This is a genomic window from Acetoanaerobium noterae (assembly GCF_900168025.1).
Classification (GTDB): domain Bacteria; phylum Bacillota; class Clostridia; order Peptostreptococcales; family Filifactoraceae; genus Acetoanaerobium; species Acetoanaerobium noterae.
The window spans coordinates 76,530-102,000 of record NZ_FUYN01000003.1 but is presented as its reverse complement, the minus strand read 5'-3'; the positions used below and the strand labels follow the sequence as shown (position 1 = coordinate 102,000).

Annotated in this window: 24 protein-coding genes and 1 riboswitch; of the genes, 22 read left to right on the top strand and 2 right to left on the bottom strand. The window is 33.5% G+C overall.

The window, feature by feature from the left end; genetic code table 11:
- Window positions 1-12: 12 nt before the first annotated feature.
- The 4 genes from B5X47_RS06715 to B5X47_RS06700 all read left to right on the top strand — a co-directional run bounded on the left by B5X47_RS06715 (window position 13) and on the right by B5X47_RS06700 (window position 2,986).
- A complete protein-coding gene (locus tag B5X47_RS06715) occupies window positions 13-804 on the top strand; it encodes a transglutaminase-like domain-containing protein (protein ID WP_013361080.1) in 792 nt (263 codons plus the stop codon).
- Window positions 805-979: 175 nt separating this feature from the next.
- Window positions 980-1,306 carry an iron-sulfur cluster biosynthesis family protein gene (locus tag B5X47_RS06710; protein WP_079589415.1) on the top strand — a complete coding sequence of 109 codons (327 nt, stop codon included), beginning with the start codon at window positions 980-982 and terminating at the stop codon, window positions 1,304-1,306.
- 148 nt (window positions 1,307-1,454) lie between these two features.
- Window positions 1,455-2,678, top strand: a complete 1,224-nt coding sequence (locus tag B5X47_RS06705; protein WP_079589414.1) for an aminopeptidase — start codon at window positions 1,455-1,457, stop codon at window positions 2,676-2,678.
- A gap of 107 nt (window positions 2,679-2,785) precedes the next feature.
- Entirely contained in the window at window positions 2,786-2,986 is a 201-nt protein-coding gene (locus tag B5X47_RS06700; RefSeq protein ID WP_079589413.1) for a cold-shock protein, read from the top strand.
- A gap of 53 nt (window positions 2,987-3,039) precedes the next feature.
- Here B5X47_RS06700 and B5X47_RS06695 read toward each other — a convergent pair whose 3' ends face one another.
- A complete protein-coding gene (locus B5X47_RS06695; RefSeq protein ID WP_079589412.1) occupies window positions 3,040-3,789 on the bottom strand; it encodes a peptidylprolyl isomerase in 750 nt (249 codons plus the stop codon).
- A gap of 104 nt (window positions 3,790-3,893) precedes the next feature.
- Between B5X47_RS06695 and B5X47_RS06690 the strand changes: the two genes are divergently transcribed.
- The 4 genes from B5X47_RS06690 to B5X47_RS06675 all read left to right on the top strand — a co-directional run bounded on the left by B5X47_RS06690 (window position 3,894) and on the right by B5X47_RS06675 (window position 8,832).
- On the top strand, window positions 3,894-4,535 hold the full coding sequence (locus B5X47_RS06690) for a regulatory protein RecX (RefSeq protein ID WP_079589411.1): 642 nt from the start codon (window positions 3,894-3,896) through the stop codon (window positions 4,533-4,535).
- A 111-nt stretch (window positions 4,536-4,646) separates the two neighbouring features.
- A complete protein-coding gene (gene typA, locus B5X47_RS06685; protein WP_013361086.1) occupies window positions 4,647-6,479 on the top strand; it encodes a translational GTPase TypA in 1,833 nt (610 codons plus the stop codon).
- Between the two features lie 249 nt (window positions 6,480-6,728).
- Window positions 6,729-7,412 (top strand): response regulator transcription factor, encoded by a 684-nt coding sequence (locus tag B5X47_RS06680; RefSeq protein ID WP_013361087.1) that lies wholly within the window; start codon window positions 6,729-6,731, stop codon window positions 7,410-7,412.
- Window positions 7,405-8,832: a sensor histidine kinase gene (locus tag B5X47_RS06675; protein WP_159446419.1), complete on the top strand. Its 1,428-nt coding sequence runs from the start codon at window positions 7,405-7,407 to the stop codon at window positions 8,830-8,832. Before B5X47_RS06680 ends, B5X47_RS06675 begins: the two co-directional genes overlap by 8 nt.
- 41 nt (window positions 8,833-8,873) lie before the next feature.
- On the opposite strand, the gene B5X47_RS06670 is transcribed toward B5X47_RS06675, so the two are convergent.
- A complete protein-coding gene (locus tag B5X47_RS06670) occupies window positions 8,874-9,674 on the bottom strand; it encodes a transglutaminase domain-containing protein (RefSeq protein WP_079589409.1) in 801 nt (266 codons plus the stop codon).
- Between the two features lie 14 nt (window positions 9,675-9,688).
- A riboswitch (cyclic di-GMP riboswitch) is annotated at window positions 9,689-9,772 on the bottom strand.
- A 251-nt stretch (window positions 9,773-10,023) separates the two neighbouring features.
- Here B5X47_RS06670 and B5X47_RS06665 point away from each other — a divergent pair.
- The 14 genes from B5X47_RS06665 (at window position 10,024) to B5X47_RS06600 (ending at window position 25,465) form a co-directional block, all read left to right on the top strand.
- A complete protein-coding gene (locus tag B5X47_RS06665) occupies window positions 10,024-10,944 on the top strand; it encodes an ABC transporter substrate-binding protein (RefSeq protein WP_079589408.1) in 921 nt (306 codons plus the stop codon).
- A 12-nt stretch (window positions 10,945-10,956) separates the two neighbouring features.
- Window positions 10,957-11,646 carry an ABC transporter permease gene (locus tag B5X47_RS06660; protein WP_013361091.1) on the top strand — a complete coding sequence of 230 codons (690 nt, stop codon included), beginning with the start codon at window positions 10,957-10,959 and terminating at the stop codon, window positions 11,644-11,646.
- Between the two features lie 10 nt (window positions 11,647-11,656).
- Window positions 11,657-12,382 (top strand): ABC transporter ATP-binding protein, encoded by a 726-nt coding sequence (locus tag B5X47_RS06655; protein WP_079589407.1) that lies wholly within the window; start codon window positions 11,657-11,659, stop codon window positions 12,380-12,382.
- A 114-nt stretch (window positions 12,383-12,496) separates the two neighbouring features.
- Complete coding sequence (locus B5X47_RS06650; RefSeq protein ID WP_159446418.1) at window positions 12,497-13,207, top strand: YkgJ family cysteine cluster protein; 711 nt, start codon at window positions 12,497-12,499, stop codon at window positions 13,205-13,207.
- 263 nt (window positions 13,208-13,470) lie between these two features.
- Window positions 13,471-15,159 carry a phosphoenolpyruvate carboxykinase (ATP) gene (locus B5X47_RS06645; RefSeq protein ID WP_079589405.1) on the top strand — a complete coding sequence of 563 codons (1,689 nt, stop codon included), beginning with the start codon at window positions 13,471-13,473 and terminating at the stop codon, window positions 15,157-15,159.
- Window positions 15,160-15,364: 205 nt separating this feature from the next.
- On the top strand, window positions 15,365-16,975 hold the full coding sequence (locus tag B5X47_RS06640) for an ABC transporter substrate-binding protein (RefSeq protein ID WP_200805095.1): 1,611 nt from the start codon (window positions 15,365-15,367) through the stop codon (window positions 16,973-16,975).
- Window positions 16,976-16,991: 16 nt separating this feature from the next.
- Window positions 16,992-17,984, top strand: a complete 993-nt coding sequence (locus tag B5X47_RS06635; protein ID WP_079589404.1) for an ABC transporter permease — start codon at window positions 16,992-16,994, stop codon at window positions 17,982-17,984.
- Window positions 17,981-18,850, top strand: coding sequence for an ABC transporter permease (locus B5X47_RS06630; protein WP_079589403.1), 870 nt, complete (start codon window positions 17,981-17,983; stop codon window positions 18,848-18,850). The genes B5X47_RS06635 and B5X47_RS06630 overlap by 4 nt, the downstream gene beginning before the upstream one ends.
- Before the next feature lie 10 nt (window positions 18,851-18,860).
- Window positions 18,861-19,889: an ABC transporter ATP-binding protein gene (locus B5X47_RS06625; RefSeq protein ID WP_242951017.1), complete on the top strand. Its 1,029-nt coding sequence runs from the start codon at window positions 18,861-18,863 to the stop codon at window positions 19,887-19,889.
- A complete protein-coding gene (locus B5X47_RS06620; RefSeq protein ID WP_079589401.1) occupies window positions 19,879-20,475 on the top strand; it encodes an ABC transporter ATP-binding protein in 597 nt (198 codons plus the stop codon). Before B5X47_RS06625 ends, B5X47_RS06620 begins: the two co-directional genes overlap by 11 nt.
- A gap of 100 nt (window positions 20,476-20,575) precedes the next feature.
- Entirely contained in the window at window positions 20,576-21,721 is a 1,146-nt protein-coding gene (locus B5X47_RS06615; RefSeq protein WP_159446417.1) for a fused response regulator/phosphatase, read from the top strand.
- Between the two features lie 143 nt (window positions 21,722-21,864).
- Window positions 21,865-22,776: a M23 family metallopeptidase gene (locus B5X47_RS14030; protein ID WP_079589399.1), complete on the top strand. Its 912-nt coding sequence runs from the start codon at window positions 21,865-21,867 to the stop codon at window positions 22,774-22,776.
- A gap of 9 nt (window positions 22,777-22,785) precedes the next feature.
- On the top strand, window positions 22,786-23,160 hold the full coding sequence (locus B5X47_RS06605) for a bactofilin family protein (RefSeq protein ID WP_079589398.1): 375 nt from the start codon (window positions 22,786-22,788) through the stop codon (window positions 23,158-23,160).
- Window positions 23,161-23,278: 118 nt separating this feature from the next.
- Window positions 23,279-25,465, top strand: coding sequence for an ATP-binding protein (locus tag B5X47_RS06600; protein ID WP_079589397.1), 2,187 nt, complete (start codon window positions 23,279-23,281; stop codon window positions 25,463-25,465).
- The last annotated feature ends 6 nt before the right edge of the window (window positions 25,466-25,471 follow it).

Below are 25,471 nucleotides of genomic sequence, written 5' to 3'. Positions count from 1 at the left end.
AAGGTGATTTAGATGATTAAAAAGATATTGTTCATAATTTTAGTGATGTTTATTACTGGCGCTTTTAATGAAGCTTATGCGGAGGTTAAGATTGATGATGCTAATTCTGGAAACGGAGTAGTAGGTGTAAGCTATAGCAGTAATTCTGGTAAGAAAATAAAGGTTATGATTCAAAAGGATTCAACTAAATACACCTATAATTTAAAGCCAGATGGAGCTGTAGAGAAATTTCCTCTTCAGATGGGCGATGGAAAGTATAAAGTAAGCGTTCTAGAAAATACATCTGGAACAAAATACAGCTATTTAGATACAAAGACAATTGATGTAAAGTTAAAGAATCCAAATGTTGTTTTTTTGAATTCCATACAAAATATAAAATGGGATAACAATCTAAACTCAATAAAAAAAGGTAAGGAATTAAGTGGAGAACAAAAGGAACACGATAAAAAGCTTTCTACACTTTATTCATATATCATAAAAAATGTAACTTATGATTATGATAAAATACCTTATCTTACAACTGACTATAATCCAAACATTGAGCAGACCTATAGAGATAAAAAAGGTATCTGCTATGATTATTCTTCTTTATTAGCAGGAATGCAAAGAAGTCAAGGTCTTCCTACAAAGCTAGTAAAAGGCTATGCTAAAGGAGTAGATGGATATCATGCGTGGAACGAGGTCTTAATTGGGGGGAAATGGGTTGTAGTTGACTCTACCTTTGATGCTGCAATGTGGGGTGGAAAAATCAGTCAAAAAATGATAAAGAGTGCAAATGATTATACTAAAGTAAATGAATATTAAACTAAAGTAAATAAACATCAAATTAAAGTAAATAAACATTATACTGATGCTATAGAGTTATTTTATTGTATAAATAAGATAACTCTATAGCTGTTTTGTTGACTGAATATTTTAAAAGGTGTAATATAGTAGGGGAAACTGATAATTAATTTCTATTAAGAATAGGAGAATATATATGAGCATAACAGTAGATAAAAAAGCTTCAGATGAGCTAAAATCAATTTTATCAGAAAAAAACATCAATACGGATACACTTCGTATATTTTTATCTGGAATGGGCTGTTCTGGACCTATGTTCAATCTTGCTCAAGATGAAGCAAAAGACTCAGATTTAAAGGTAGAATTTGAAGGTCTTAACTTCATCGTAGATAAAACTCTAGTATCTCAGTACGATGGGTTTGAAGTTCTTTATGTAGAGCAAGGCGATATGGGTGGAGTGTATGTGCAAGCTCTTAATGTAGGAGAATCAAGTGGTTGCAGCAGCTGTAGCGGTTGTAGCTAAAATAAATAAAATTAACCTGAAATATAGAAGAATCTGCTATAGCATAAAAGCTTTTAGCAGATTTTTTTGATTATTATCATAAAAAAAATACTATACGTATTAATGATTTATGATAAAATATTTACAAGAAGCTAAGGGAGGGAATTTTATGCAAAAAAACCTAGAAAAATATGCAAAACTTCTTGTTAGAAATGGACTCAATATTCAAAAAGACCAGTTACTCGTTGTAAATGCGCCTATTGAGGCAGCTGAATTTGTCAGAATAGTAGCTAAACAAGCCTATGATGAAGGAGCTAAAAATGTACATGTTGAATATAGAGATGAAGAGCTAGCACTTGTGAAGTACTTAAATGCACCATTTGAAGCATTTAAAGAGGCTATGCAGTGGAAGGCAGATGGATTCGAGCAAATGGCTTCAGAAAATGCTGCTTTTTTAAGCATTACGGGAACTGATCCTGATTTATTTAAGAATGTAGATCCAGAAAGAATAGCAGAAGCAAATAAAGCAAACTTAAAATCGACGGAAAAGTTTAGAAAATATACACTTAATTCAAAAGTTTCATGGTGCGTGGCGGCAGTGCCGAGCCCAGCATGGGCAAAAAAGATTTTCCCTGATGAGACAACTGATAAAGCCATAGAAAAACTATGGGATAAAATTTTTATTGCTAACAGAGTTTATGATGAAGATCCAGTTGGTTCATGGGACAATCACATAAAAAATTTAACTGAAAAAGTAGATTTCCTAAATAATAATCAATTTAAATCACTTCACTACAAATCTGCAAAGACAGATTTGGTAGTTGAACTTCCAAAGAATCATGTGTGGGCAGGTGGAGGAGAATACAACGAATCAAACGTTTATTTTGTTGCCAATATGCCAACTGAGGAAGTGTATACTATGCCCCTTAAAACTGGAGTAAACGGATATCTAACTAGTACTTTCCCACTTAATTATTCAGGGAACTTGATAAATAATTTTAAGCTTACATTTAAAGACGGAAGAATAATTGAAGTAGAAGCGGAAACAGGATTAGAGACTCTTAAAAAGCTAATTGACACCGATGAAGGCTCTCATTATCTTGGTGAGGTTGCACTAGTTCCTTATGATTCACCTATAAACAACACTGGGATTGTATTTTACAACACACTTTTTGATGAAAATGCTTCATGCCATTTTGCATTGGGAGCAGCCTATCCCACTAGCATAGAAGGTGGAGATAAGATGACAGACGAAGAGCTAGAGCAAAAAGGTGCCAACACCTCGCTTACTCATGTTGACTTTATGGTAGGTAGTAAGGATATGAATATAGTTGCTACTAAACATGACGGAACAAAGGTTCAGATATTTAAAGATGGTGACTGGGCATTTTAAAATTGTGTATCAATAACAACAATTCGATATATTCGAAATATTGACTGAAATTTCTAGTCATGATAAAATTATAATTAAGTTATTATATAGAGCAGGAGGAATTAAGGGTGAAAAACGGAGTAGTTAAATGGTTTAATGCTGAAAAAGGTTTTGGATTCATATCAGTAGAAGGGGAAAAAGATGTTTTTGTACATTTTTCTGCAATCCAATCTGAGGGATACAGAAGCTTAGAAGAAGGTCAAGAAGTGCAGTTCGAAATCGTTGATGGAGACAAGGGACCTCAAGCAGCAAATGTTACTAGAATATAATTCGATATTCTAAAGCAAAAACCCAAGGATTTATCCTTGGGTTTTAATTTTATCTATAGAACTTCTACGTTATATTTTGATTTTAAATCAGCTATATGGTTTTGGTAGATTGCACCTTGCTTTTCAGCCATCATATTACGAAGCAGATTAGAACGAACTTCTTCAAAAGAAAGTAGTCCTGATTCTTGCTTGTCAGTTACTTTTATTATATGAAAACCAAATTGAGTTTCTACAGGCTCAGATACTTCTCCTACAGCCATTTTGAAAGCAGCCTCTTCAAATTCTGGGACCATTTGACCTTCACCAAACATACCTAAATCTCCGCCTCTTTCTTTAGATGGACAGCTTGAGTATTCTTTTGCAAGAGCTTCAAATGACTCACCTTGAGCTAACTTACCTTTTACTTCTTCTGCTAAGCTAACGTCGCTTACTAGAATATGGCTAGCTTGTACCTTTTGTGGTGAAATAAAGCCTTCTTTATTTTCGTTATAATAAGCTTCTAGTTCTTCATGAGTAACAGAAACTGAATTAATTAGGTTTTGGATGCTGTATTGTGTAACGAAGTTCTCTTTTAATTTTTCGAACTCGCTTTGGAATTTAGCATCGTTTTCGATAGAATTTTCTAAAGCTTCAAGATAGAATAGCTTTTGGTTTACTAATTCTTGAAGAAGAGCCTGCTTTCCTTGCTCACCTTGGAAATTAGCAGCTATTTGAGGGTTGAGGTTTTTAAGCATATGCTCTAAATCAGATTCTGTAATTTGATGTGTGGCAACTTTTGCCAATACTTTTTCTTTGTTTTCCATGTGTAATCTCCTTTTTATATGGGTTTTAAGTCTCGCTTAGTTAATCTTATCAGAACTGATTCAAAAAGTCTAATTATTAAAAAGACTCAAAGAGGTGAAATAATATGAGTGAAGAATTTGAAGTAAGTAAAATTAAAAAAATCAGATATAATCTTTATCACGTCATTTTTAATGAGGAAATAGTTCAAAAATTTACAGATGAAACTATGGCAACATTTAGAGTAAATCAAGGAGCTGTTTTTTCAAAAGAAACCTATGATGAAATAGTGAAAAATGACCAAATTAAAAGAGCGAAATCAAGAGGCTTAGATATACTTAGCAGGTCTTCTAAATCTAAGATGCAGATAAAAAGCACCTTGAAAAGAGAAGGGTTTTGTGAAGAAGCAATAGAAAATGCACTTGAATTTTTAGAGAGCTATAAATTTGTTGACGATCAGAAATTGGCAACTGATATAGCAAAGAATAAAGCGAGTACAAAAAAATGGTCAAAGAGGCAAATGGTATCTAAGCTTATGGAAAAAGGTATTTCGAAAAATGATATAGAAGAGGCACAGACTTATATAGACGATGATAAGGAGCTTGAAAATGCAAGCTATCATGGATTTAAAAAATTCAAATCTCTATCTGAGAGCAAGCCATTTGATGAGAGGCTTTCCAAAACTGCACAGAGTTTAGGATATAAAGGATTTTCTTATGATATTATAAGAAAAGTTATTGATGAAATAAAAAAGGAAAATGATAACTAAATATTTCTTTATAGCAGGATAATCCTATGGTATAATATAGGCTTGTAAAAAGTGCGACGTAGTTTTAACTGGAATGACCAGTTTTTTCAATTTAATGAAGGAAGTGTAAACTTGAATACTAGAAACGATATTAGAAATGTAGCAATAATTGCTCACGTTGACCACGGAAAAACGACATTAGTAGATGCTCTACTAAAGCAAAGTGGGATATTTAGAGAAAATCAGCATGTACAAGAAAGAGTAATGGACTCTAATGATTTAGAGAGAGAGCGTGGAATTACTATCTTGTCAAAGAATACGGCTATCGACTATAAAGGTACGAAAATAAATATAGTTGATACTCCAGGCCATGCTGATTTTGGTGGAGAAGTTGAACGTGTACTTAAAATGGTAAACGGAGTTATTCTTGTTGTAGATGCTTTTGAAGGCCCTATGCCTCAAACTAAGTTTGTTCTTAAAAAAGCTCTAGAACTTAGCTTGCCTGTACTTGTATGCGTAAATAAAGTAGATAGACCAGAGGCTAGACCGGTAGAAGTAGTTGATGAGGTTCTAGAGCTTCTATTGGAGCTAGATGAGAGCGAAAGATATTTAGAGTCTCCGTTTATATTTGCTTCTGCAATTGGTGGCTGGGCGTCAACTGACATAAATGAAAAGAAAGATACTATGGAAGATATGTACGAAGCTATATTAGAGCATATTCCTGCTCCACAAGGAGAGCTTGATGGACCTGTTCAGCTTCTTATTACTACTATTGACTACAATGAATATGTAGGAAGAATAGGAGTAGGAAAAGTAGAAAGAGGGACTGTAAAAGTAAACCAAGACGTTATGCTTTTAAATCATCTTGAGCCTGAGAAAAAACATAAGGTTAGAATAGGTAAGCTTTATGAATATAATGGTCTTGCAAGAGTTGAGGTTACTGAAGCTAAAATGGGAAGCATAATAGCTCTTAGCGGAATAGAGCAAATTCATATAGGAGACACTCTTACCGATTTAGAGGTACAAGAAACTATAGAGTTTGTAAAAATCTCTGAGCCTACTATAGCAATGAACTTCTCTGTAAATGACAGTCCATTTGCTGGTCAAGAAGGTAAGTTTATAACTTCTAGACAATTAAGAGACAGACTTATGAAAGAGCTTAATACTAATATATCTCTGAGAGTTGAGGAAATGGATACAGCGGATACATTCAAGGTATCTGGAAGAGGAGAGCTTCACCTTTCTATTCTGATGGAAACTATGAGAAGAGAAGGCTATGAGCTTCAAGTTTCTAAACCAGAGGTTTTATTTAAAAGAGATGAAAATGGAAAGCTTTTAGAGCCTATGGAGAGAGCAGTAATCGATGTTCCTGAGGATTTTATGGGACCAGTTATGGAAAAGATGGGAACTCGTAAAGGCGAAATGATTAATATGCAACAGTCAAAAGGTGGATATGTGAGACTTGATTTCTCTATTCCAACTAGAGGGCTTATAGGCTATAGATCTGAGTTTTTAACTGATACAAAAGGAAACGGTATACTTAACACTATATTTGATGGATATCAGCCTTATAAGGGTGATATAATAGCTAGAAGTCAAGGTTCATTAGTAGCTTTTGAAGATGGAGTAGCAGTTGCTTACGGGTTGTTTAATGCACAAGACAGGGGTATTCTTTTTATCGATCCAGGACAAAAAGTATATCAAGGGATGGTTATAGGAAGCAATTCAAGATCAGGGGATATAGATGTAAACGTATGTAAGAGAAAGCAAGCTACAAATATGAGAGCATCTGGCTCAGATGAATCGCTTAGACTTTCTCCACCTAAAAGAATGTCTCTTGAAGAAATTCTTGAGTTTATAGATGAAGATGAGCTTGTTGAGATTACACCAAAATCAATGCGTATCAGAAAGAAAGTTTTGGATAAAACTCAAAGAGCAAGAATAACTGCAAAAAATAAAAAGTAAATCCCTAACTTTTTCCACATTTTGCACGAATTTATACCATATATCTAAAGTATTATAACAATAAGGAATGAAACACAACCTTACAACCCACCCCTTTTTTCATGTAAATCCGATGCAGCTAGCTGCATCGGAACATTTTACAAACCCTTGGCTTAACCTGCCAATACTATATACTTCACCCTCCTAAGCTGCCCACATAGAGTGGCAGCTTTTTGTTTACAGAAAAAACTATAAGAAAGTAGGGTAATTATGAAGCATATTTTCATAGTAGATGATGAGAAGCGTATCAGAGACTTAATCGAGATGTATCTAAAAAAGGAAGGATATAACACAACTACCTTTGAAAGTGCAGATGGCGTGCTATCAGCTATAAGAGAATTTATGCCAGACTTACTGGTTTTAGATATAATGATGCAAGGCTTAGATGGTTTAGATTTGTGCAAGGAAATTAGAAAAATTAGTGAAGTGCCTATAATTTTTGTATCAGCAAGAAGCGATGAACTAGATAGGATACTCGGACTAGAGCTAGGTGCAGATGATTATCTTGCAAAGCCTTTTTCTCCTAGAGAGCTAGTAGTAAGGATAAAAACCATATTAAAAAGAACGACTAAATCCTCAGAGCATAACGACGAAATTTTGAAAACAAAGGATTTGGAGATATATGTTCAAAGAAGAATAGTCAAATGTATGGGGCAAGACATACCTCTTACTATAAAGGAGTATGAGGTACTGGAGTTTTTGATGAAAAATATCAATCTACCTCTTTCTAGAGAACAAATTATCGAGTCTATTTGGGGATATGATTACGATGGTTATGATAGAAATGTCGATGATACTATAAAAAGGCTTAGAAAAAAGCTTAAGACTGCAAAATCACGAGTGGTAATAAAAACAGTCTGGGGCTATGGATATAGGATAGATGACAATGAGTAAAATCGGAAAAAAAATAATGCAGAGCTATTTTATCATTATATTAGCAACTGCATTTGTATTTATGGGTATTTCAAAAATGTCCTTCAACGATATCCTCAATCGACAGACAAGGCTAGACCTCAAAAAAGATGCTGACGTAGTAGCCAAGCAAATAAACATGGTGATAGATCAAAAGATTGAAATGACAGTCGTGGATGGAAGCCCTAATGTGAAAATCCAAATAAGTAAGAATTTTTTTGGAGAAAATGCACTTAGCATTTCAGAAATTATTCTCCCAAAAGGAATGGGTTATGCTCATAATAGACTTGCAACGACTCATTTTATAATAATGGATGTAGACAAAAACCTCATTTTTCAATCCTATAATACAGAGCAGGAACCTATAAATCCTTTAGAGATAGACAAAACAAAATATTATGTAGAGCAAAGACCTCTGATTTCATCTGTAGACCAAGAGACTTTAGGCTACCTTGTTATGCTTGCTAAGAAAGAAGATTTAAGTGTAATAAATGCTCTTATCAATAGATCTGTATTCTTAGGTTTTTTAATAGCACTTTTTATTGCTAGTATAATCTCTATATTTTTTGAAAGAGGAATAATAAGCCCAATAAATAAACTAAAGAAAAATATAGCCTCCTTCTCATTTACTGATGATGAAATCATCTGGGAAGAAATAAAAACAAAAGATGAGCTAGCAGAAATCAATCAGGATTTTCTTAAAATGGCATACAAGCTAAAAGAATATGATAAGAAGCAAAAAGAATTTTTCCAAAATACTTCTCATGAGCTAAAGACTCCACTTATGTCTATTCAAGGATATGCAGAGGCTATCAAGGACAAGGTAATGGATGAGAGCATGGTTGATGAAGGTCTGGATATAATAATAGATGAAAGTAAGAAGCTTAGAGATACAGTTAACTCAATTGTTTACCTTAGTAAAATGGAAAATCTTATGAGTGAGGAAAAGTCCATTAGAATAAATCTCTGGGAAGCTGTAGAAGAGATAATAATAAGGCTTACACTTCTAGCCAAAGAGAAAAATATAACCTTTAAGAATGATATTGCTCACTATATTGTGGTTAGAACTAGTGATGATAGATTAGACAGAGTTTTTTCAAATATACTTTCAAATGCCTTAAGATATGCAAAATCTCAAATATCTATTGAATCCTTTGAAATCGAAACTGGTCATATAATAATAAAAATTCAAGATGATGGACGAGGCTTTGAAAATAATGAGGAGCTGTATATATTTGACAGATTTTACAAAGGTAAAGGAGGCAACACTGGACTTGGGCTATCTATAGTAAAAAGCATTGCAGAGTCAAATGGCTGGGGACTCAAGGCTTATAATGCAGATGAAGGTGGAGCTGTAGTAGAAATTGTGATACCACCACTTAGAGATAAAGATGTAAACTAAAAAAAAGGATTGTCTGATATTTCCAGACAGTCCTTTTTTACTTATATTTCAGAGGTTTTAGTATACTGATTTGAGGATTTTATAGTAGCTATAGGAGCTTTTGAAGCGCTGTAGGCTGCATCTACTGTAGTATCAACTATAATCCAGTTTCCGTCAATAAACACTTCGTTCCATGCATGGTATTCATTTACTAAGGTAGAGCTACCTTTTACTACCTTGGCGGGAATCCCTTGGCTTCTTAGCATAGAAGCAAATAAAACACTGTAGTCATAGCAAATACCTGACTTTGATTCATAAATTTTTTCTATATCAGGTATATATCCTGGTTTAACTGTAGCTGCTTTATTATAATCATAGCTATAATTTTTAATAACATAATTGTATATAGCATCAAATTTGTCTTTATCAGTTTGAAGATTTTTTGTGAGCTCTTCAGCTTTTTTTATTGCCATCATTTGCTCACTCCAGTTAACAGCAGCAGTTGAAGCAAGATACATAGCAGTATCATCTGCTATATAAGCGTCGATTTTTTGAGTGTATACTGATTTATAGCTATTTCCTGATGTGTTTTGCATTATTTTTATAGTGTAGCTTCCGTTGTCGTAAATTAAAGGGAAGCTTTGAGCTGTATTAGCAGCTAAATCAAAATATTGCTTTTGTCCATCTTTTTCAATTGCTAATTTATATTTAGCTTGATAATTTGTAGAGTAATTGACTTTGATTATGCCTTTAGCAACATCGCTCTCGTCTATTATCTTTGAATCTGCATGAGCTAGATTGGGAAAGGTTACACTAGCAATCGATAAAGCAACTAATAAATACTGTTTTAGATTTTTTTTCATAATAAAAACTCCTTTTCGGTAGCTAGGCTGCCAACCAGTTACGGTAAGGCCCTATAGCTTTGCGTCATAGCATTTCTACTACTTTGCCATTGTCGTGAGGAGAGATCTAATAGATCAATCGCACGTAAAAACAATTTACTATTTATATTCTTATTATACCAAATTTTCAAGTAAATAACATTACATTTAGATTAAAACGTAAAAAATATTTAAGAAAATATTATAATATTAAAATATAAAACTAACTAAAACTAACTCAACCTAACTATTTGTTGACAATTATAAAAACTCAAATTAAACTTAAGATAAGAAATCAGAATATTTATACATATTAAGGGGGAATTTATTTATGAAAAAAAGAAATCTATTTTTTAAAGAAACCTGCTTGGCTTTACTTATGGTATTTGCACTTATGCTTAGCGGATGTACTTCTACGCCTGAAGCTGAGCCTGCACCTGAGCCAGAAACCGAGCAAGCCAATCAAGAGGTGACAACACCTGAAAATCCAGATATAATATTAGCAACGACAACTAGTACTCAAGATTCTGGGTTACTAGATGTACTAATACCTATGTTTGAAGAGCAAACTGGATATAGAGTAAAAACAATTGCTGTAGGAACGGGTCAAGCGCTTGCTATGGGAGAAAAGGGTGAAGCAGACGTACTTCTTACTCATGCTCCGGCATCAGAAAAGCCTCTAGTAGAAAGTGGAGCTGTTACTAATTATCAGCTTGTAATGCATAATGATTTTATATTAGTTGGGCCATCAAGTGACCCTGCTAAGGTTAAAGACCTAAAATCAGTAGCAGATGCTTTTAAGGCTATATCTGAAACTTCATCTATATTTGTGTCAAGAGGAGACGATTCAGGAACCGACAAAAAAGAAAAAGGAATATGGAAAGATATTAATATTCCAAATGAAGGCTCATGGTATCAAGAAACAGGACAAGGTATGGGACAAACTTTAAATATTGCTTCCCAGAAGGAAGGTTATACTTTGACTGACAGAGCGACATTTTTAGCTCAAAAGGATAATCTGCAGTTAGAGATAGCTGTTCAAGGTGAAAAATCATTGTTAAATATATATCACGTAATGCAAGTGAATGAAGAAAAATTCCCTAAAGTGAATGCTGATGGAGCTAAAGCCTTTGTGGAGTTTATGATAGATTCAAAAACTCAGGATATAATTGGAGAGTTTGGCATGGATGAATATGGTGAGCCACTATTCTTTAAGGATGCAGGAAAATCAGAGGAAGAAATAGGAAAATAAGGCTGTGATTTAATGGATTTGATTATTGAGGGACTTAAAAAAGCTATAAATATGATATTAACGGGTGATCCTGAGGTACTTAGGATCACTCTTTTAACTCTGCAAGTATCTGGAACAGCTACACTTATAAGCTTGATTATAGGGATACCCTTTGGAACGGTGCTGGCATTAAAAAGATTCCCTGGCAGAGATTTTTTAATGAGCATAGTAAACACAGGAATGGGAATGCCTCCAGTAGTTGCTGGATTATGGATTTCTATTTTGCTATGGCGCTCGGGACCTTTAGGTTCGCTTAATCTTATTTATACCCCAACTGCAATAATAATTGCTCAAGCGGTGATTGCTTCACCTATAGTAGTAGGACTTACTAGTGCTGCTATTTCTCAAGTAGATCCAAAGCTTAGACTTCAAATAAAAGCTTTGGGAGCAACTAAGCTACAGTATTTATGGTTTTTATTAAAGGAAGCTAGATTTTCTCTGCTTGCTGCTGTGATTGCTGGATTTGGAGCCGTTGTTTCAGAGGTAGGAGCATCAATGATGGTAGGAGGAAATGTAAAAGGATTATCTAGAGTTCTTACTACGGCAACGGTTATGGAAGTATCAAAAGGGAACTTTGATGTAGCAATAGCTCTTAGCGCTATTTTAGTTCTAGTTTCTTATTTGACTACATTATGGCTTACAGTGCTTCAGCAAAAAAGATAGGAGGATATTGATGTTAAAAGCTAAAAATTTATGCTGGCAGCAAGGAAATAAAAAAATACTTGATAACATCGATTTTTCTCTTTTAAAAGGTGAGGTAATAGGGCTTGTAGGACCAAATGGTTCAGGTAAGAGTAGCTTGCTAAAAGTCCTATCTTTTTTGGAGAAGCCTACAGCTGGAGAAATATTATTTCAAAATAAGGTAATTGGATCTAATATATCATTAGATATAAGAAGAAAAATAGCTATTGTTTTTCAGGATCCTCTGCTTTTAAATACTACCGTATATGAAAATGTAGCTTCAGGTTTAAAAATAAGAGGAAAATCAAAAAAAGAGATAAGTGATAAAGTTGATAGATGGCTAACTAGCTTTGGAATTTTTCATTTAAAAAATCAAAAGGCTCGTCTGCTATCAGGGGGAGAATCACAAAGAGTAAGCTTAGCTAGAGCATTTGCGATTGAACCAGATGTAATTTTTTTGGATGAGCCGTTTTCAGCTTTAGACGTTCCAACAAAAGAACTATTGATTGATGACATTAATAAAATAATTAAAGATACAAATACCACAGCTGTTGTAGTAAGTCATGATTTTAGGGATATTTTTAGACTTGCAAGTAAAGCTATGGTATTGATAAATGGAAGAGTAGAAGCAGTGGATACTCCATTTAATTTAATTAATAAATCAACCACGGCTGAAGTAGATAGATTTTTAATACATTGGAAAAATCTAGATTTCTAGATGAGGAAGTTCTTATTGTTAATACAGCAAAGAGCCAAAGATTTATCAGCAAACTTTAATTGCTATAATTAGTTAGAGCTTTGTTACCGATTAGAGAATAGGAGAAATGAGATATTGATAAGTAGTTTTTATGAAAATAAGAAAGAAATAAATAAGCAACTAGAAGCTATATATAGTCAAATACTTCCAGGAAATTGTAAAGGCTGTGCCAATTGCTGCAGCGAGTCTGTAGGAGCTTCATTCACTGAGACGGCAAATATTTATGTTTATTTACTTGAAAATAGTTTGTTTACTCCAGATTTAAAAAAAGCCATTATGGTATATTATCTAGACATATATCAAAAGAGAAATAAATGTCCTTTTTTGGATAAAACCAAGAGATGTAAAATTTATGAAGTTAGACCTCTAAATTGCAGACTATATGGACATTGGCTAAAAGATGACTACGAATCAAATCTCAAACGTCTTCATAAACAAGCACTTGATATTTCAAAAGAATTTAATGAAAATGGTTATGAGGTTTCTAAGGAATATTTGGACTTTCAGATACCATATTGCCATGATTTTATAGGAGAGCTATATGATTTAAGCTTTAGAAATCGATTGTATGACAGGCTTGTGAATATAGACAGTGGTTTTATTATCAGCAATAATCTTGAAATCGATTATGCAGATAAAGGAATCGTAGAGCATATTGCTGGATTGTTGTTTGATACTGAGGAAATTGACAAGCTAAGATTTGAAAACAAATTGACGGATAAGCTAAGAAGAAGGCTAATTAAAATTGCAGAGCATATTATACCAAAAGTTTATATAAATAAGTAGTACATCAAAAACTCAAACTTCTAATTGGATACATTATATGTATAAATTAGAAGTTTGAGTTTTTTTTAACGAAAAAACGCAGGATAAAAAATTTTTTAATTCATAAATTGATGAAAATCTTGCAATGATAGGCTTTTTATTTTCCATTGTGTTATCCTAATGAAAATATATCAAAAAAAGTATGGCACTTTTAAACTAATTGTATTACAATAATACTCGTAATTCAGAAAAAATAATTTATATGGTTATTTTAGGAGGCCGAAATGTCTACGAGAAATCAATGGAATACACGTGAAATTAGTTCAAGCAATACGGTATTTTCTAGAATGAGAACTACAATAGAATCAGCTTTTTGGGGAAATAACGTTCATAATATTGAAAATTTGAAGCAAGCATATCAATTGGCAAAAAATTCGCCTGGAACTATAGTTACAGATATGCCTGTATACGAGCCAGAAAAAATAGGCTTAGATAAAGATTCAAAGGTATTGCTTTTTAACGATGGGGATGTAAGTGCAAGATGTGCTCAAGCAAGAAGAATTCTAGGTAGTCCTGGAATTAGTGAAGATGAGTATAGTGCTGTAGTTAGAGAAGCAATATATCAAACTAGAACAAAAAAACTTTACCATATTCAATCCTGTATTGGACTAGATAAAGATTTTATGATAAAAGCTCATTTATTAATTCCTGAGGGACATGAAAATATAGCTTACAACTGGCTGTTAAACTTTCAGGAGTTTAACGAAGAGTATATAAGGATGTATGAGGAGTCAAAAGCTATAGGTAACGAAGGGGATATCTATGTTTTTTCAGATCCAGACTGGAAAAATGAAAATTATCCTGTTGGGCTTACAATATTTGATCCAAACCACAATTGCGCAGCGCTTTTAGGTATGAGATATTTTGGAGAGCATAAGAAAGGAACTTTAACCTTGGCTTGGGGATGCGCCAACAGAAATGGCTTTGCATCATGTCATGCTGGACAAAAAAGATATACCTTAAAGGATGGAAGAAATTTTGTTGCAGGTGTATTTGGATTATCTGGTTCAGGCAAATCCACACTGACTCATGCAAAGCACGACGGAAAATACGAGGTTATGGTGCTTCATGACGATGCATTTGTAATTTCAGTTGAAGATGGCTCATCTGTTGCACTTGAGCCTTCATATTTTGATAAAACTCAGGATTATCCTGCTGGCTGTGACGATAATAAATATCTAATTACAGCTCAAAATTGTGGAGTTACTATAGATGATAAAGGTAATAAAACCTTAGTAACTGAAGATATAAGAAACGGTAACGGAAGAGCAATAAAATCAAAGCTGTGGACTACTAATAGATTAGATAAGTTTGAAAATCCAGTAAATGCTATATTTTGGATTATGAAGGACGAAACATTACCTCCAGTACTTAAGCTTACTAATAATATATTAGCGGCCACTATGGGAGCAACTCTTGCAACAAAAAGAAGCAGTGCAGAAAGGTTACTACAAGGAGTAGACCCAGATGCTTTAGTTATTGAGCCATATGCCAATCCTTTTAGAACCTATCCTTTATCAGATGATTACCTTAAATTTAAAGAGCTATTTGAAAAGAGAGCTGTTGAGTGCTATATTATTAATACAGGTAGCTTTATGGGCAAGAAAATTCCTAAAGAAATAACCTTGGGAATATTAGAGGATATAGTAGATAATAAAGCTAATTTTGTTTCTTGGAATGAAATCTTTGGTATGCAGATACAAGAACTTGCTGGATTTATTCCTAATCTTTCGGATAAAAAATACCTAGAGGCACTAAATAACAGAATTCAAGATAGGATAAACTTTATTAAGAATAAAGAAATAGATCTATGCGGAAGGGATGCTTTGCCAAAAGAGGCTCTTGAAGCTCTAGTAAAAATGAAAGAGAGCATATACTCTCATATAGATTTAAAACATGTAGTAAATATATAAGTTGTTAATTTTATATCTAATTATTGTATTTCATATTGAAATGAATAATTATTCGGTGTATAATTATATTAACCGCAGAATGAAGCTGCAAAGATTTTAATTAATACTTTAAAATCAAGCCATGAAGGCTATTGTATTTTTATAATACTTTAGTTTTCATGGCTTTTTTATGCTTTTTACTAATAATAAATTTAGGAGGGTTATCGTGAAGAAAATAGCAATTTCACTATTATGTATTACTATGCTAGCATCTAGCTTGTTACTTGGAGGTTGTAGTAGTAAGCAAGCAGAAAATTCACAATCTGAAGAAAAAGAAGCGAAAAAAGAGCTAGTGCTCGCTCTAGGCTCAGAGCCAGATGGTGGTTTTGACCCTATAAACGGATGGGGAAGATATGGCTCGCCTCTTTTCCAAAGCACACTTTTAAAAAGAGATCAGGATATGAATATAATAAATGATTTAGCAACTGGTTACGAGGTGAGTGAAGATGGCTTAACTTGGACAGTGAATATCAGAGAGGATGCTAAGTTTTCTGATGGACAGCCACTTACATCAGAGGATGTTGTTTTCACTTTCGAAAAGTTAATGGAATCATCATCAACTGTTGATTTAACATTTGTAGATTCAGTTACAAGTAAAAGTGATTATTCTTTAGAATTTAAACTTAAATCACCACGCTCGACATTTATATCAAATTTAATTGCAACTGGTATTGTTCCAAAAAAATCTTATACTAGTGAATATTATCAAAAACCTATAGGGTCAGGGCCACTAGTTCTTGTTCAGTGGGATAAGGGACAGCAGATAATAGTTAAACCAAATGAGAATTATTATGGACAAAAACCTAATTTCGATAAAATTACATTTTTATTTTTAGAAGAAGATGCTGCTTTTGCTGCAGCAAAGGCAGGTCAGCTTGATATGACAGCTATACCTCCAAGCTATGCATCTCAAAAGATAGAGGGAATGAAGCTTACTGAGGTTTCAAGTGTAGACAATAGAGGAATAATGTTTCCTACAGTAAAAAGTGGAGAAGCTGATGCAGATTCAAATCCAATCGGAAATGATGTTACCTCTGATTTAGCTATTCGACAAGCAATCAATGTTGCTCTTGATAGACAGGCGATAGTAGATGGTGTATTAGAAGGCTATGGAACTAAAGCATATAGTATTTGTGATAAGATGCCATGGTGGAATGAAGAAACAGTAACGACAGATAATGATATTGATTTAGCAAAGAAGATATTAACTGACGGTGGATGGATAGATGCTGATGGCGATGGAATTTTGGAAAAAGATAACATTAAAGCTGAATTTAACCTAGTATACCCATCAGGGGATCAGCTAAGACAGTCGCTTGCTATGGTAGTAGCGGACATGGTTAAACCAATAGGAATAAATATAGTAATAGAGGCTAAAACTTGGGATGAAATAGAAGCAGTTTTACATAAAGATGCGATACTTATGGGATGGGGAAGTCAAGACCCTCTTGAGATGTACAATGTCTACTCAAGCAAAATGAAGGGTGTTGAGTGGTACAATCCTGGCTACTACGAAAATCAAAAAGTGGATGAGTATATGGAAAAAGCTCTTCAAGCTAGAAGTGAAGAAGAGGCAAACGAATACTGGAAAAAAGCACAATGGGATGGTGAAACTGGTCTTAGCGGTAAAGGTGATGTTCCTTGGGTTTGGCTAGTTAATAGAAGTCATTTGTATTTAGTTAATGATAAACTTGATATTGGGAAGCAACAAATACAGCCACATGGACATGGCTGGCCGTTAACAAGCAATATAGAGCAGTGGAAATGGATAGATTAGCTGAAAGGACAATATTATGAATAATAACTCTGTCTTAACCTTTATTATAAAAAAAGTGATTAGATTTACAAGTCTATTATTCGCATTATGCGCATTATCATTTGTGCTTATTTCGAATTCTCCTATTGATCCAGTTAAGGCATATATTGGGGCTGACATGATGAATGTCGGCCCTGAGCAAAGAGCTAAGATTGAGCAATACTGGGGACTAGATAAGCCGGCTCATGAGCAATTTCTCTCATGGGCTAGTGCTGTAGCTAGAGGAGATTTAGGAGATTCGAAAATATATAGAAGACCAGTAATAGAAATTATTTCTGAAAGGTTTACAGCATCTCTTCTACTTATGGGAACAGCTTGGACTATTTCTGGAATACTCGGTTTTATTTTAGGGATAGTTTCGGCTGTGAAAAAAGGGTCATGGATAGATAAGGTAATTAAATGGTATTGCTTTATTCTTGCATCTACCCCTACATTTTGGCTTGGACTTTTACTTCTAATAGTCTTTGTAGTATGGCTAGGAATTCTTCCGATAGGGCTTGCAGTTCCTGCTGGAGTTTTGAAAACAGATGTAACACTTGCTGACAAGTTCATGCACTTTATACTTCCGGCTCTCACACTTAGTATTTTAGGAGTGGCAAATATGGCAATGCATACTAGAACAAAGCTAATAGAAGTTCTAAACAGCGACTATGTTTTATTTGCAAAAGCCAGAGGAGAAAGCGACTGGGAAATTGTAAAAAATCACGGTATAAGAAATACTGCTCTTCCTGCTATTACACTTCAGTTTGCTTATTTTGGAGAGCTATTTGGAGGCTCTATACTGGCAGAAAAAATATTTTCCTATCCAGGATTAGGTTCAGCCATAACAGAAGCAGGACTAAGAGGGGATGTACCTCTGCTTTTAGGAATAGTGCTGTTTTCAGCAATATTTGTATTTAGTGGCAACCTAATAGCAGATATTTTGTACAAGGTTGTAGATCCAAGAATGAGGGGGATTAGTGCATCATGAGTGATTATGCAATAAATACAGCAAACAAAAAAAAGCAAAAACAAAAATTCACTATTAATAGAAGGCAGTATACTTTTGGAGTAATTGGACTGTCAATATTGATATTACTTAGTGTATTAATTGCTAGCTATGCACTGCCAGACTCAAATATTGCAACTAATTTAAATGCTAAAAATCTCGCACCATCATTTGATAATATTTTCGGTACTGATTGGTTAGGAAGAGATATGTTCACAAGAACTATTAAGGGACTTAGGCTCAGTGTTGCTGTAGGAGCATTAGCTGCAACAATAAGCGTAGTTTTAGCAACAATATTGGGTCTTATTGCAAGCATTAACGATAAATGCGATTTAGTAGTTAGCTGGTTTATAGATTTATTTTTAGGAATGCCTCACATTGTTTTTCTAATTCTAATATCATTTGCCCTTGGCGGAGGAGTAAAAGGCGTAGTTGTTGGAGTAGCAGTAACTCACTGGCCAACTCTTACAAGAATAGTAAGAGCTGAGATATTACAAATAAAGACCGCTGATTATGTCAAAATTTCTAGGCATATGGGAAAAACAAGCTGGTATGTAGCTACAAAGCACATATTGCCTCATATAGTTCCTCAGCTATTAATAGGCTATTTATTATTATTTCCTCATGCAATCTTACACGAAGCTGCTATTACTTTTTTAGGCTTTGGGCTATCTCCACATAAGCCAGCGATTGGAATAATATTATCTGAATCAATGATGTATTTATCTACAGGTATGTGGTGGCTTGCATTTTTTCCTGGGTTAGCATTGATTATAGTTGTAAAGCTTTTTGATGTGATAGGTGAAAATTTAAAAATGCTGTATGATCCTAGTAGTGCTCATGAATAGGGGAGAGCTTATGAACCTTTTTAATAAAACTAAAGACAATAACAAAGAAAATAATAATATGGATAAGAATATAGATGAAATAAAAATTGATGAAATGAAAATAGAATATTCTGAATCTGTTTTACTTGATGTAAGTGGACTAAGTGTTTCCTTTAATCAATATGTCAAAAATTTAAAGCAAGTTGAGCTAAATGTAATCCACGATTTAAATCTTACAGTGAAAAAAGGTGAAATAGTAGCTGTAGTTGGTTCAAGTGGCTCAGGAAAAAGCTTACTTGCTCATGCTATTTTAGGTATATTGCCAAGCAATGCAGTTGTAAGCGGAAATATATTATATAATGGAGAACTGCTTAATGATAAAAGAAAAAAACAGCTTAGAGGAAGAGAGATAACATTTATTCCTCAATCAGTAAATTATCTGGATCCTCTTATGAAGGTTGGTAAGCAAGTTCAGATAGGTATGGACAAAAAAGATGCATCTAAAAATCAGAAAAAGCTGTTTTCAAGATATGGGCTAAAAACTAAAGATGAAGTTAAATATCCTTTTGAGCTCTCTGGAGGAATGCTCAGAAGGGTTTTGATATCCACCTCAATACGACCAGAGGCGAATCTGATTATTGCTGATGAACCAACACCAGGGCTTCATCCTGAGGCACTTGAGGAAACTAAAAATCAAATAAAGGAACTAGCAAATCAAGGGAAAGGCGTAATTATGATAACTCATGACATACACTCTGCGCTTGATATTGCAGATAAAATAGCTGTTTTTTATGCAGGGAGTACTCTTGAAGTAGCTCTTGTTTCGGATTTTGAAGGTGAAGGAGAAAATCTTAGACATCCATATACAAAAGCACTATGGAAATCTCTGCCTCAAAATGGCTTTAAGGTCACTGAAGGAAGTCAGCCAATGGCAAATAAACTGCCTTCAGGATGTTTATATTCTCCTAGATGTGAAAATACCTGTAGTATATGTAAAGATGAAAGACCTAAAATGAGAGAAATTAGAAATGGTATGGTGAGGTGCAACAATGCAACTTAAAGCAAAGAATCTAGGCTTTGGATATAGAAAAGACGAATGGATATTTAGAAATAAAGATTTTGAAATAGAATCAGGTGAAATTGTAGGGATATCAGGATACAGCGGATGTGGCAAAACTACTTTTGGAAAAGTCCTTTGCAGTTATTATAAGCCAATTGAAGGAAGCTTACTTCTTGATTCAAATGAAATTACTTTAAAAGACTACAATCCTATTCAAATGATTTTTCAGCATCCTGAAAAATCAGTAAATCCTAGATGGAAGATGAAAAGGATTTTAGAAGAGGCATATACACCAAGTGAGGATATTCTAGATATGCTAGGAATAGAAGCTGACTGGATGGATAGATGGCCTATCGAGCTTTCAGGAGGAGAGCTCCAACGCTTTTGTGTTGCAAGAGCATTATCTCCTGAAACAAAATTCATAATTGCTGATGAAATGACAACTATGCTAGATGGAATCACACAAGCTAAAATTTGGGAATCCTTACTTGAGATATCTATAGCTATGAATATAGGCCTTGTTGTTATCAGTCATGAAAAAGAACTTTTAAAGAAGCTTTGTGATAGAATAGAACCATTCGAATAGGAAATTCTATATAATTTTTTCTATTATTTTTTAATAGGTGTGGTAAAATGAATTAATAAGATTATTAATTCATTTTGCTTTTATGGGAGGTACATATTTTATGTATACAATTCTTGTCGTTGATGACACTCTATTTAATAGAAAGCTAATGCTGGAAGTTCTGGAAACAAAAATAGATAATGCAAGATATCTTCAAGCTGAAGATGGAATAGAAGCAATAGAGATTGTAAAAACCAACGAGGTAGATTTGGTTATATTGGATTTAATGATGCCAAATAAAAATGGTTATGAGGTGCTTAAAGAGCTCAAAAATAACTCCCTTTATTCAGATATTCCAATAATAGTTAATTCGTCAGTGACTGATATGGATAGCATAAAGCAGACCTTAGAAATGGGTGCAGTAGATTATTTTACGAAGCCGTTAACTCCTGAGCAGATGGAAGTAATAATACCATTAAAAGTAAACAATACTCTTAAATATCATGAGCAAAATAGACAGCTTAAGATGGTTAGTAGAAATATTAATAACGAGATGAAAATGGCAGGAGCTTTCCAAAAGGCATTAATGTCTATGTATGAGGATAAGCTTTATCCAGGCTTAGACCTATATGTATATTTTAAAGCCTGTGAGCATTTAAGTGGAGATTTCTTTGAGCTAGTAGAGACAGGTGGAAATAGGTGGTTTATAATAGCTGATATTAAAGGGCATGGAGCAGCAGCTGCCATGATGTCCTTTATGGTCAGAAAAATGTTCAATAATATAATAAGGCAAGAAAGCCAGCCTAAAGATGTACTAGAAAAGATAAATAAAGCTTATCATGAGCTTAAAATAGATACAGAGCTAGTATTCTTCTCCGCATTTATAGGGAAAATAAATGGTAATGAGCTTACCTATTCAAATGCAGGACATCCTCATCCAGCACTACTTTCTTTAGATATAAATAAAGGCAGGAGACTGGACTGTAACGGACACTTTATAGGATTTATGGATGATACAACCTATACTGAGGAAACAGTTGTTTTAGAAGATGAGGATTGCATATTGCTTCATACAGACGGACTGTATCAAGGTAAGCAGACTCCGAGCGTCAATCTAAATAGAGCCTTGGCAAATATGATATACAGCTATAGTAAGAATCCTTCCGTAAAAGACTTGACGTGCACGGTTTATGGAGAATATATTATGCCAGATGAAGAGCTTCAAGATGATATAACTATAGTAGCTTTAAAATATAAAAACAAATAACTGACTTAAACTTCTAACATCTGTAGTGCATAACTTACTGCAGATGTTTTTGCTTTAACTTCAAAAATTTGTATTTTTTTTTAAAATATATTATTATATATAATCTAGGGCAAAAGATTTATAAAGGAGGGAAAAAATCTTTAATGAAAAAATCATATCTTCATACAAAGAAGAAAACTCAGAAATTGACATTAATGATGATACCCAATAGTACAAGTAAAATAAGACAATACGCATTTTCATATAAAATTATAGCAGCGGCTGTTTTAGCTTTGATAATGTTAACTAGCATGCTTACTTTTTTTTCTACAAGGTATTTTTATGTCAATCAAGATTATCAAAATTTGAACAGACAATTGATTACCTTAAAAAAAGAAAATACAGCTCAAAAGGTTAAAATTGATTATTTTGCATCGAAATCACAAGAAATAGAAAGCCGTATTGCAAAGCTTAAGGAGCTTGAAAATCAGATTACAAAAGCTATAGATCCTAAAGCTGCTGAAGCAGAAAGCATGAGCGTAGTATCTAGATCAGCCGATAGAGATTTTTATATGCCTGAAGTGGATGAGGCTGACATTAGATTTGTAGATGAGCTGCTTAGCTCTCAAGAAAAAAATATAGATGAGCTATTTGATAATATACAAGGCAAAATAACAAAGCTGGAAAAAATTCCAAATAGCATGCCTACAGAAGGAAGACTTACTTCTCCTTTTGGAGACAGGACTCATCCAGTAACAAAAAAAATTGAGTTTCATAGCGGAATAGATTTAGCGAATAATACGGGAACAAACATATATGCATCAGCAACAGGAATAGTGCTATTTTCTGAAATCAATGGTACATATGGAAAAATGATACTTATTTCGCACGGAAATGGTTATAGTACCGTGTATGCTCATCTTAGCGAGCAGCTAGTGAAAGCTGGTGACCAAGTTAAAAAGGGTGACTTAATTGGAAAAATGGGAAGCACTGGCAGGAGCACAGGGCCTCATCTTCACTTTGAAATCAGAGAAAATGGTACACCAATTGATCCACAAAAAATTCTAGTTAAGTAGGGGGAATCTATGTTTAATAAAAAGGAAACCAAAATAGATACTGATTTTGATAAATTTGATACCTTGATAGGCTTGAATACTAGCTTTGTAGGAGATTTAAATGCGAAAGGCTCTATAAGGCTAGATGGCCAGCTAAAAGGGAAAGTTAATGTCGAAGGACATCTATTTATAGGAGAAAATGCTTTAGTTGAAGCCGATATTGTTACAAGCAGTCTTATAGTATCGGGTAAGGTGACAGGAAATATAGAAGCTCAAAGCTTTGTAAGAATAACATCAAATGGAAAAGTAAAAGGAGATATAACGGTAAAAACCCTAGTGATTGATGAAGATGCTTTCTTTGAAGGCAATTGCAAGATGCTAAACTCTACTGAAGCATCTGAATAAAAAATACTTAAAGAAGTTCACGAATAATATATTTTTCGAGAGCTTCTTTTTTGCTATTATTGTATAATTTATAGTTAAAGGGGTATTTTATTAATAGTTATGAGAGGGGGAGCATTCCATGAGCTTTCTTGATAATATAATAAGCAAAAATAATTCAGGTGATGATTTTGTGAAGTACAAGGACATAGTACTTAATTTAGATGTATGTCTGCTTATGCTCAAAAATGGGGAAATTGAATATATAAATCCAGCTGGAGAGGCATTGATTTCAAGAATTAATGGATGCTCAAAAGAGGATTATGATTGCGAAATATGCGAGAAGCAAATCAATCTTTTGCTTGAACAGGGTATAGGAGCTTTATCCAATTCAATGAGACAGAGATATTCATACATAACAGCAATAAATGGTCAAAGAACTGTATTTTATATAAAAATTGAAATTTATAAACTTCAAATGGATGAAACTAGGCTGATGGTTAGATTTGAAGACTATACTGATCAGTATCTAGCTGAAGAGTATATGAAAAGTGTAAATAAAACTAATAGCATGATTAGCAAGATTTCCAGCAGGTTTTTAGGGAACTATGACAAGGATAAAGCTGTAAATGAAGCCTTAAGAGATGTAGGCATGCTTACAGGAGCTGATAGAGTATATGTATTTGAGCTACTAAAAGAAAATACTATTATAGACAACACCTATGAGTGGTGCAATAAAGAAATAGATTCTCTCATGGAAAAAAGAAAGCAGCTAAATTTTGAAGACTATACGTGGTGGATTAAAGAGATAAATGCACATGAAAAGGTATGGATTATGAGAGACTGCAAAGATTATGATTGCAGCTTAAACGATATTAATATACTAAATCTTTACAATATCACTTCACTTTTTGTTTTTCCAATAAAAAGTCAAAATGAAATTGTTGGCTTTATTGGTGCTGACAATATATCACAAAGCTGTGAGATGAACAACGAAATCAATAAAATTTTAACCTTGGTTGCTAGATTAGTTGGGAACAGCATAGATAGCTTTAAGGATAAAGAAGCGATAATTGAAAGCGAGAAAAGGTTCAGGCAGTTATTTCACAATATTAATTCAGCAATATTTATTCACAAGCTTGAGGATAATAAAGTGAATCCTTATTTCTTGATGGTAAACGAGCACGCATGTAATATCCTAGGCTACTCGCAATCGGAGTTTAGCTCTTTAACTTTGCACGACCTTATAGAGGGTAATATTTACGAGGATATTATAAATGAAATAAACGATAACTCTCATAAAAAAAATATGACCTTTGAAGTGAACCTAAAGACCAAGGATAATGCACTTATATTAGGAGAAATGACAGTGACAAATACTCTTCTAAATAACGAAGAAATTGTTTTGATTGCTGTAAAGGATATAAGCAATAGAAGAATTTATGAAAAAAAATTAGAAGATAGAAATAAAGAACTTAAGGATGCCTTAGTTCAATTAAAGGAAATTCAAAATCAAATGATTCATCAAGAAAAAATGGCTGGAATAGGTCAGCTAGCAGCAGGAATAGCCCATGAAATTAACAATCCTTTAGGTTACGTAATGAGCAATTTTGATACATTGAAGAAATATATAGAAATATATGACTCTGCGATTGAAAAATTTCTAAAATGCTCTTGCAACGATAAGAATTTAATAAAGGATAATGGAGCTGACTCAAATGAAGGAGCAAGTAACAGCACTCTTATTAGAAGGCTTAATCTAATAAAAGAGGATATGCCTGATTTGATTCATGATTCTAAACATGGACTTGATAGAATTCACAAAATAATAACTGGACTAAGATTGTTTTCAAGATCAGATGAGTCAGATACTATTGAGGACTATGATTTAAATGAAGGTATAGAAAGTACTTTGCTTGTTGCAAATAATGAAATAAAATACTATGCGAATGTAATAAAAAAATTGGGAAAAATTTCTAGTATAAAAGTAATTCCTGTTGAAATAAACCAAGTATTATTAAATCTCATAGTTAATGCGGTGCATGCTATTAAAGAAAAAAGTCCTGATACTCAAGGAGATATAATAATAACTACATTTGAGGAAGAGGACTTCGTATGTTGTAGCATAGAAGATACAGGGATAGGCATAAAAGAGGAAATAGTATCAGAAATATTTAATCCATTTTTTACTACTAAGCCTGTAGGGCAAGGTACTGGGCTAGGTCTTAGTATATCCTACGAAATTATAAAAAATAAGCATAAAGGTGACTTAATAGTGGAAAGTACTCCTAATAAGGGAAGTAAGTTTACTATAAAACTGCCTAAATAGGCTATA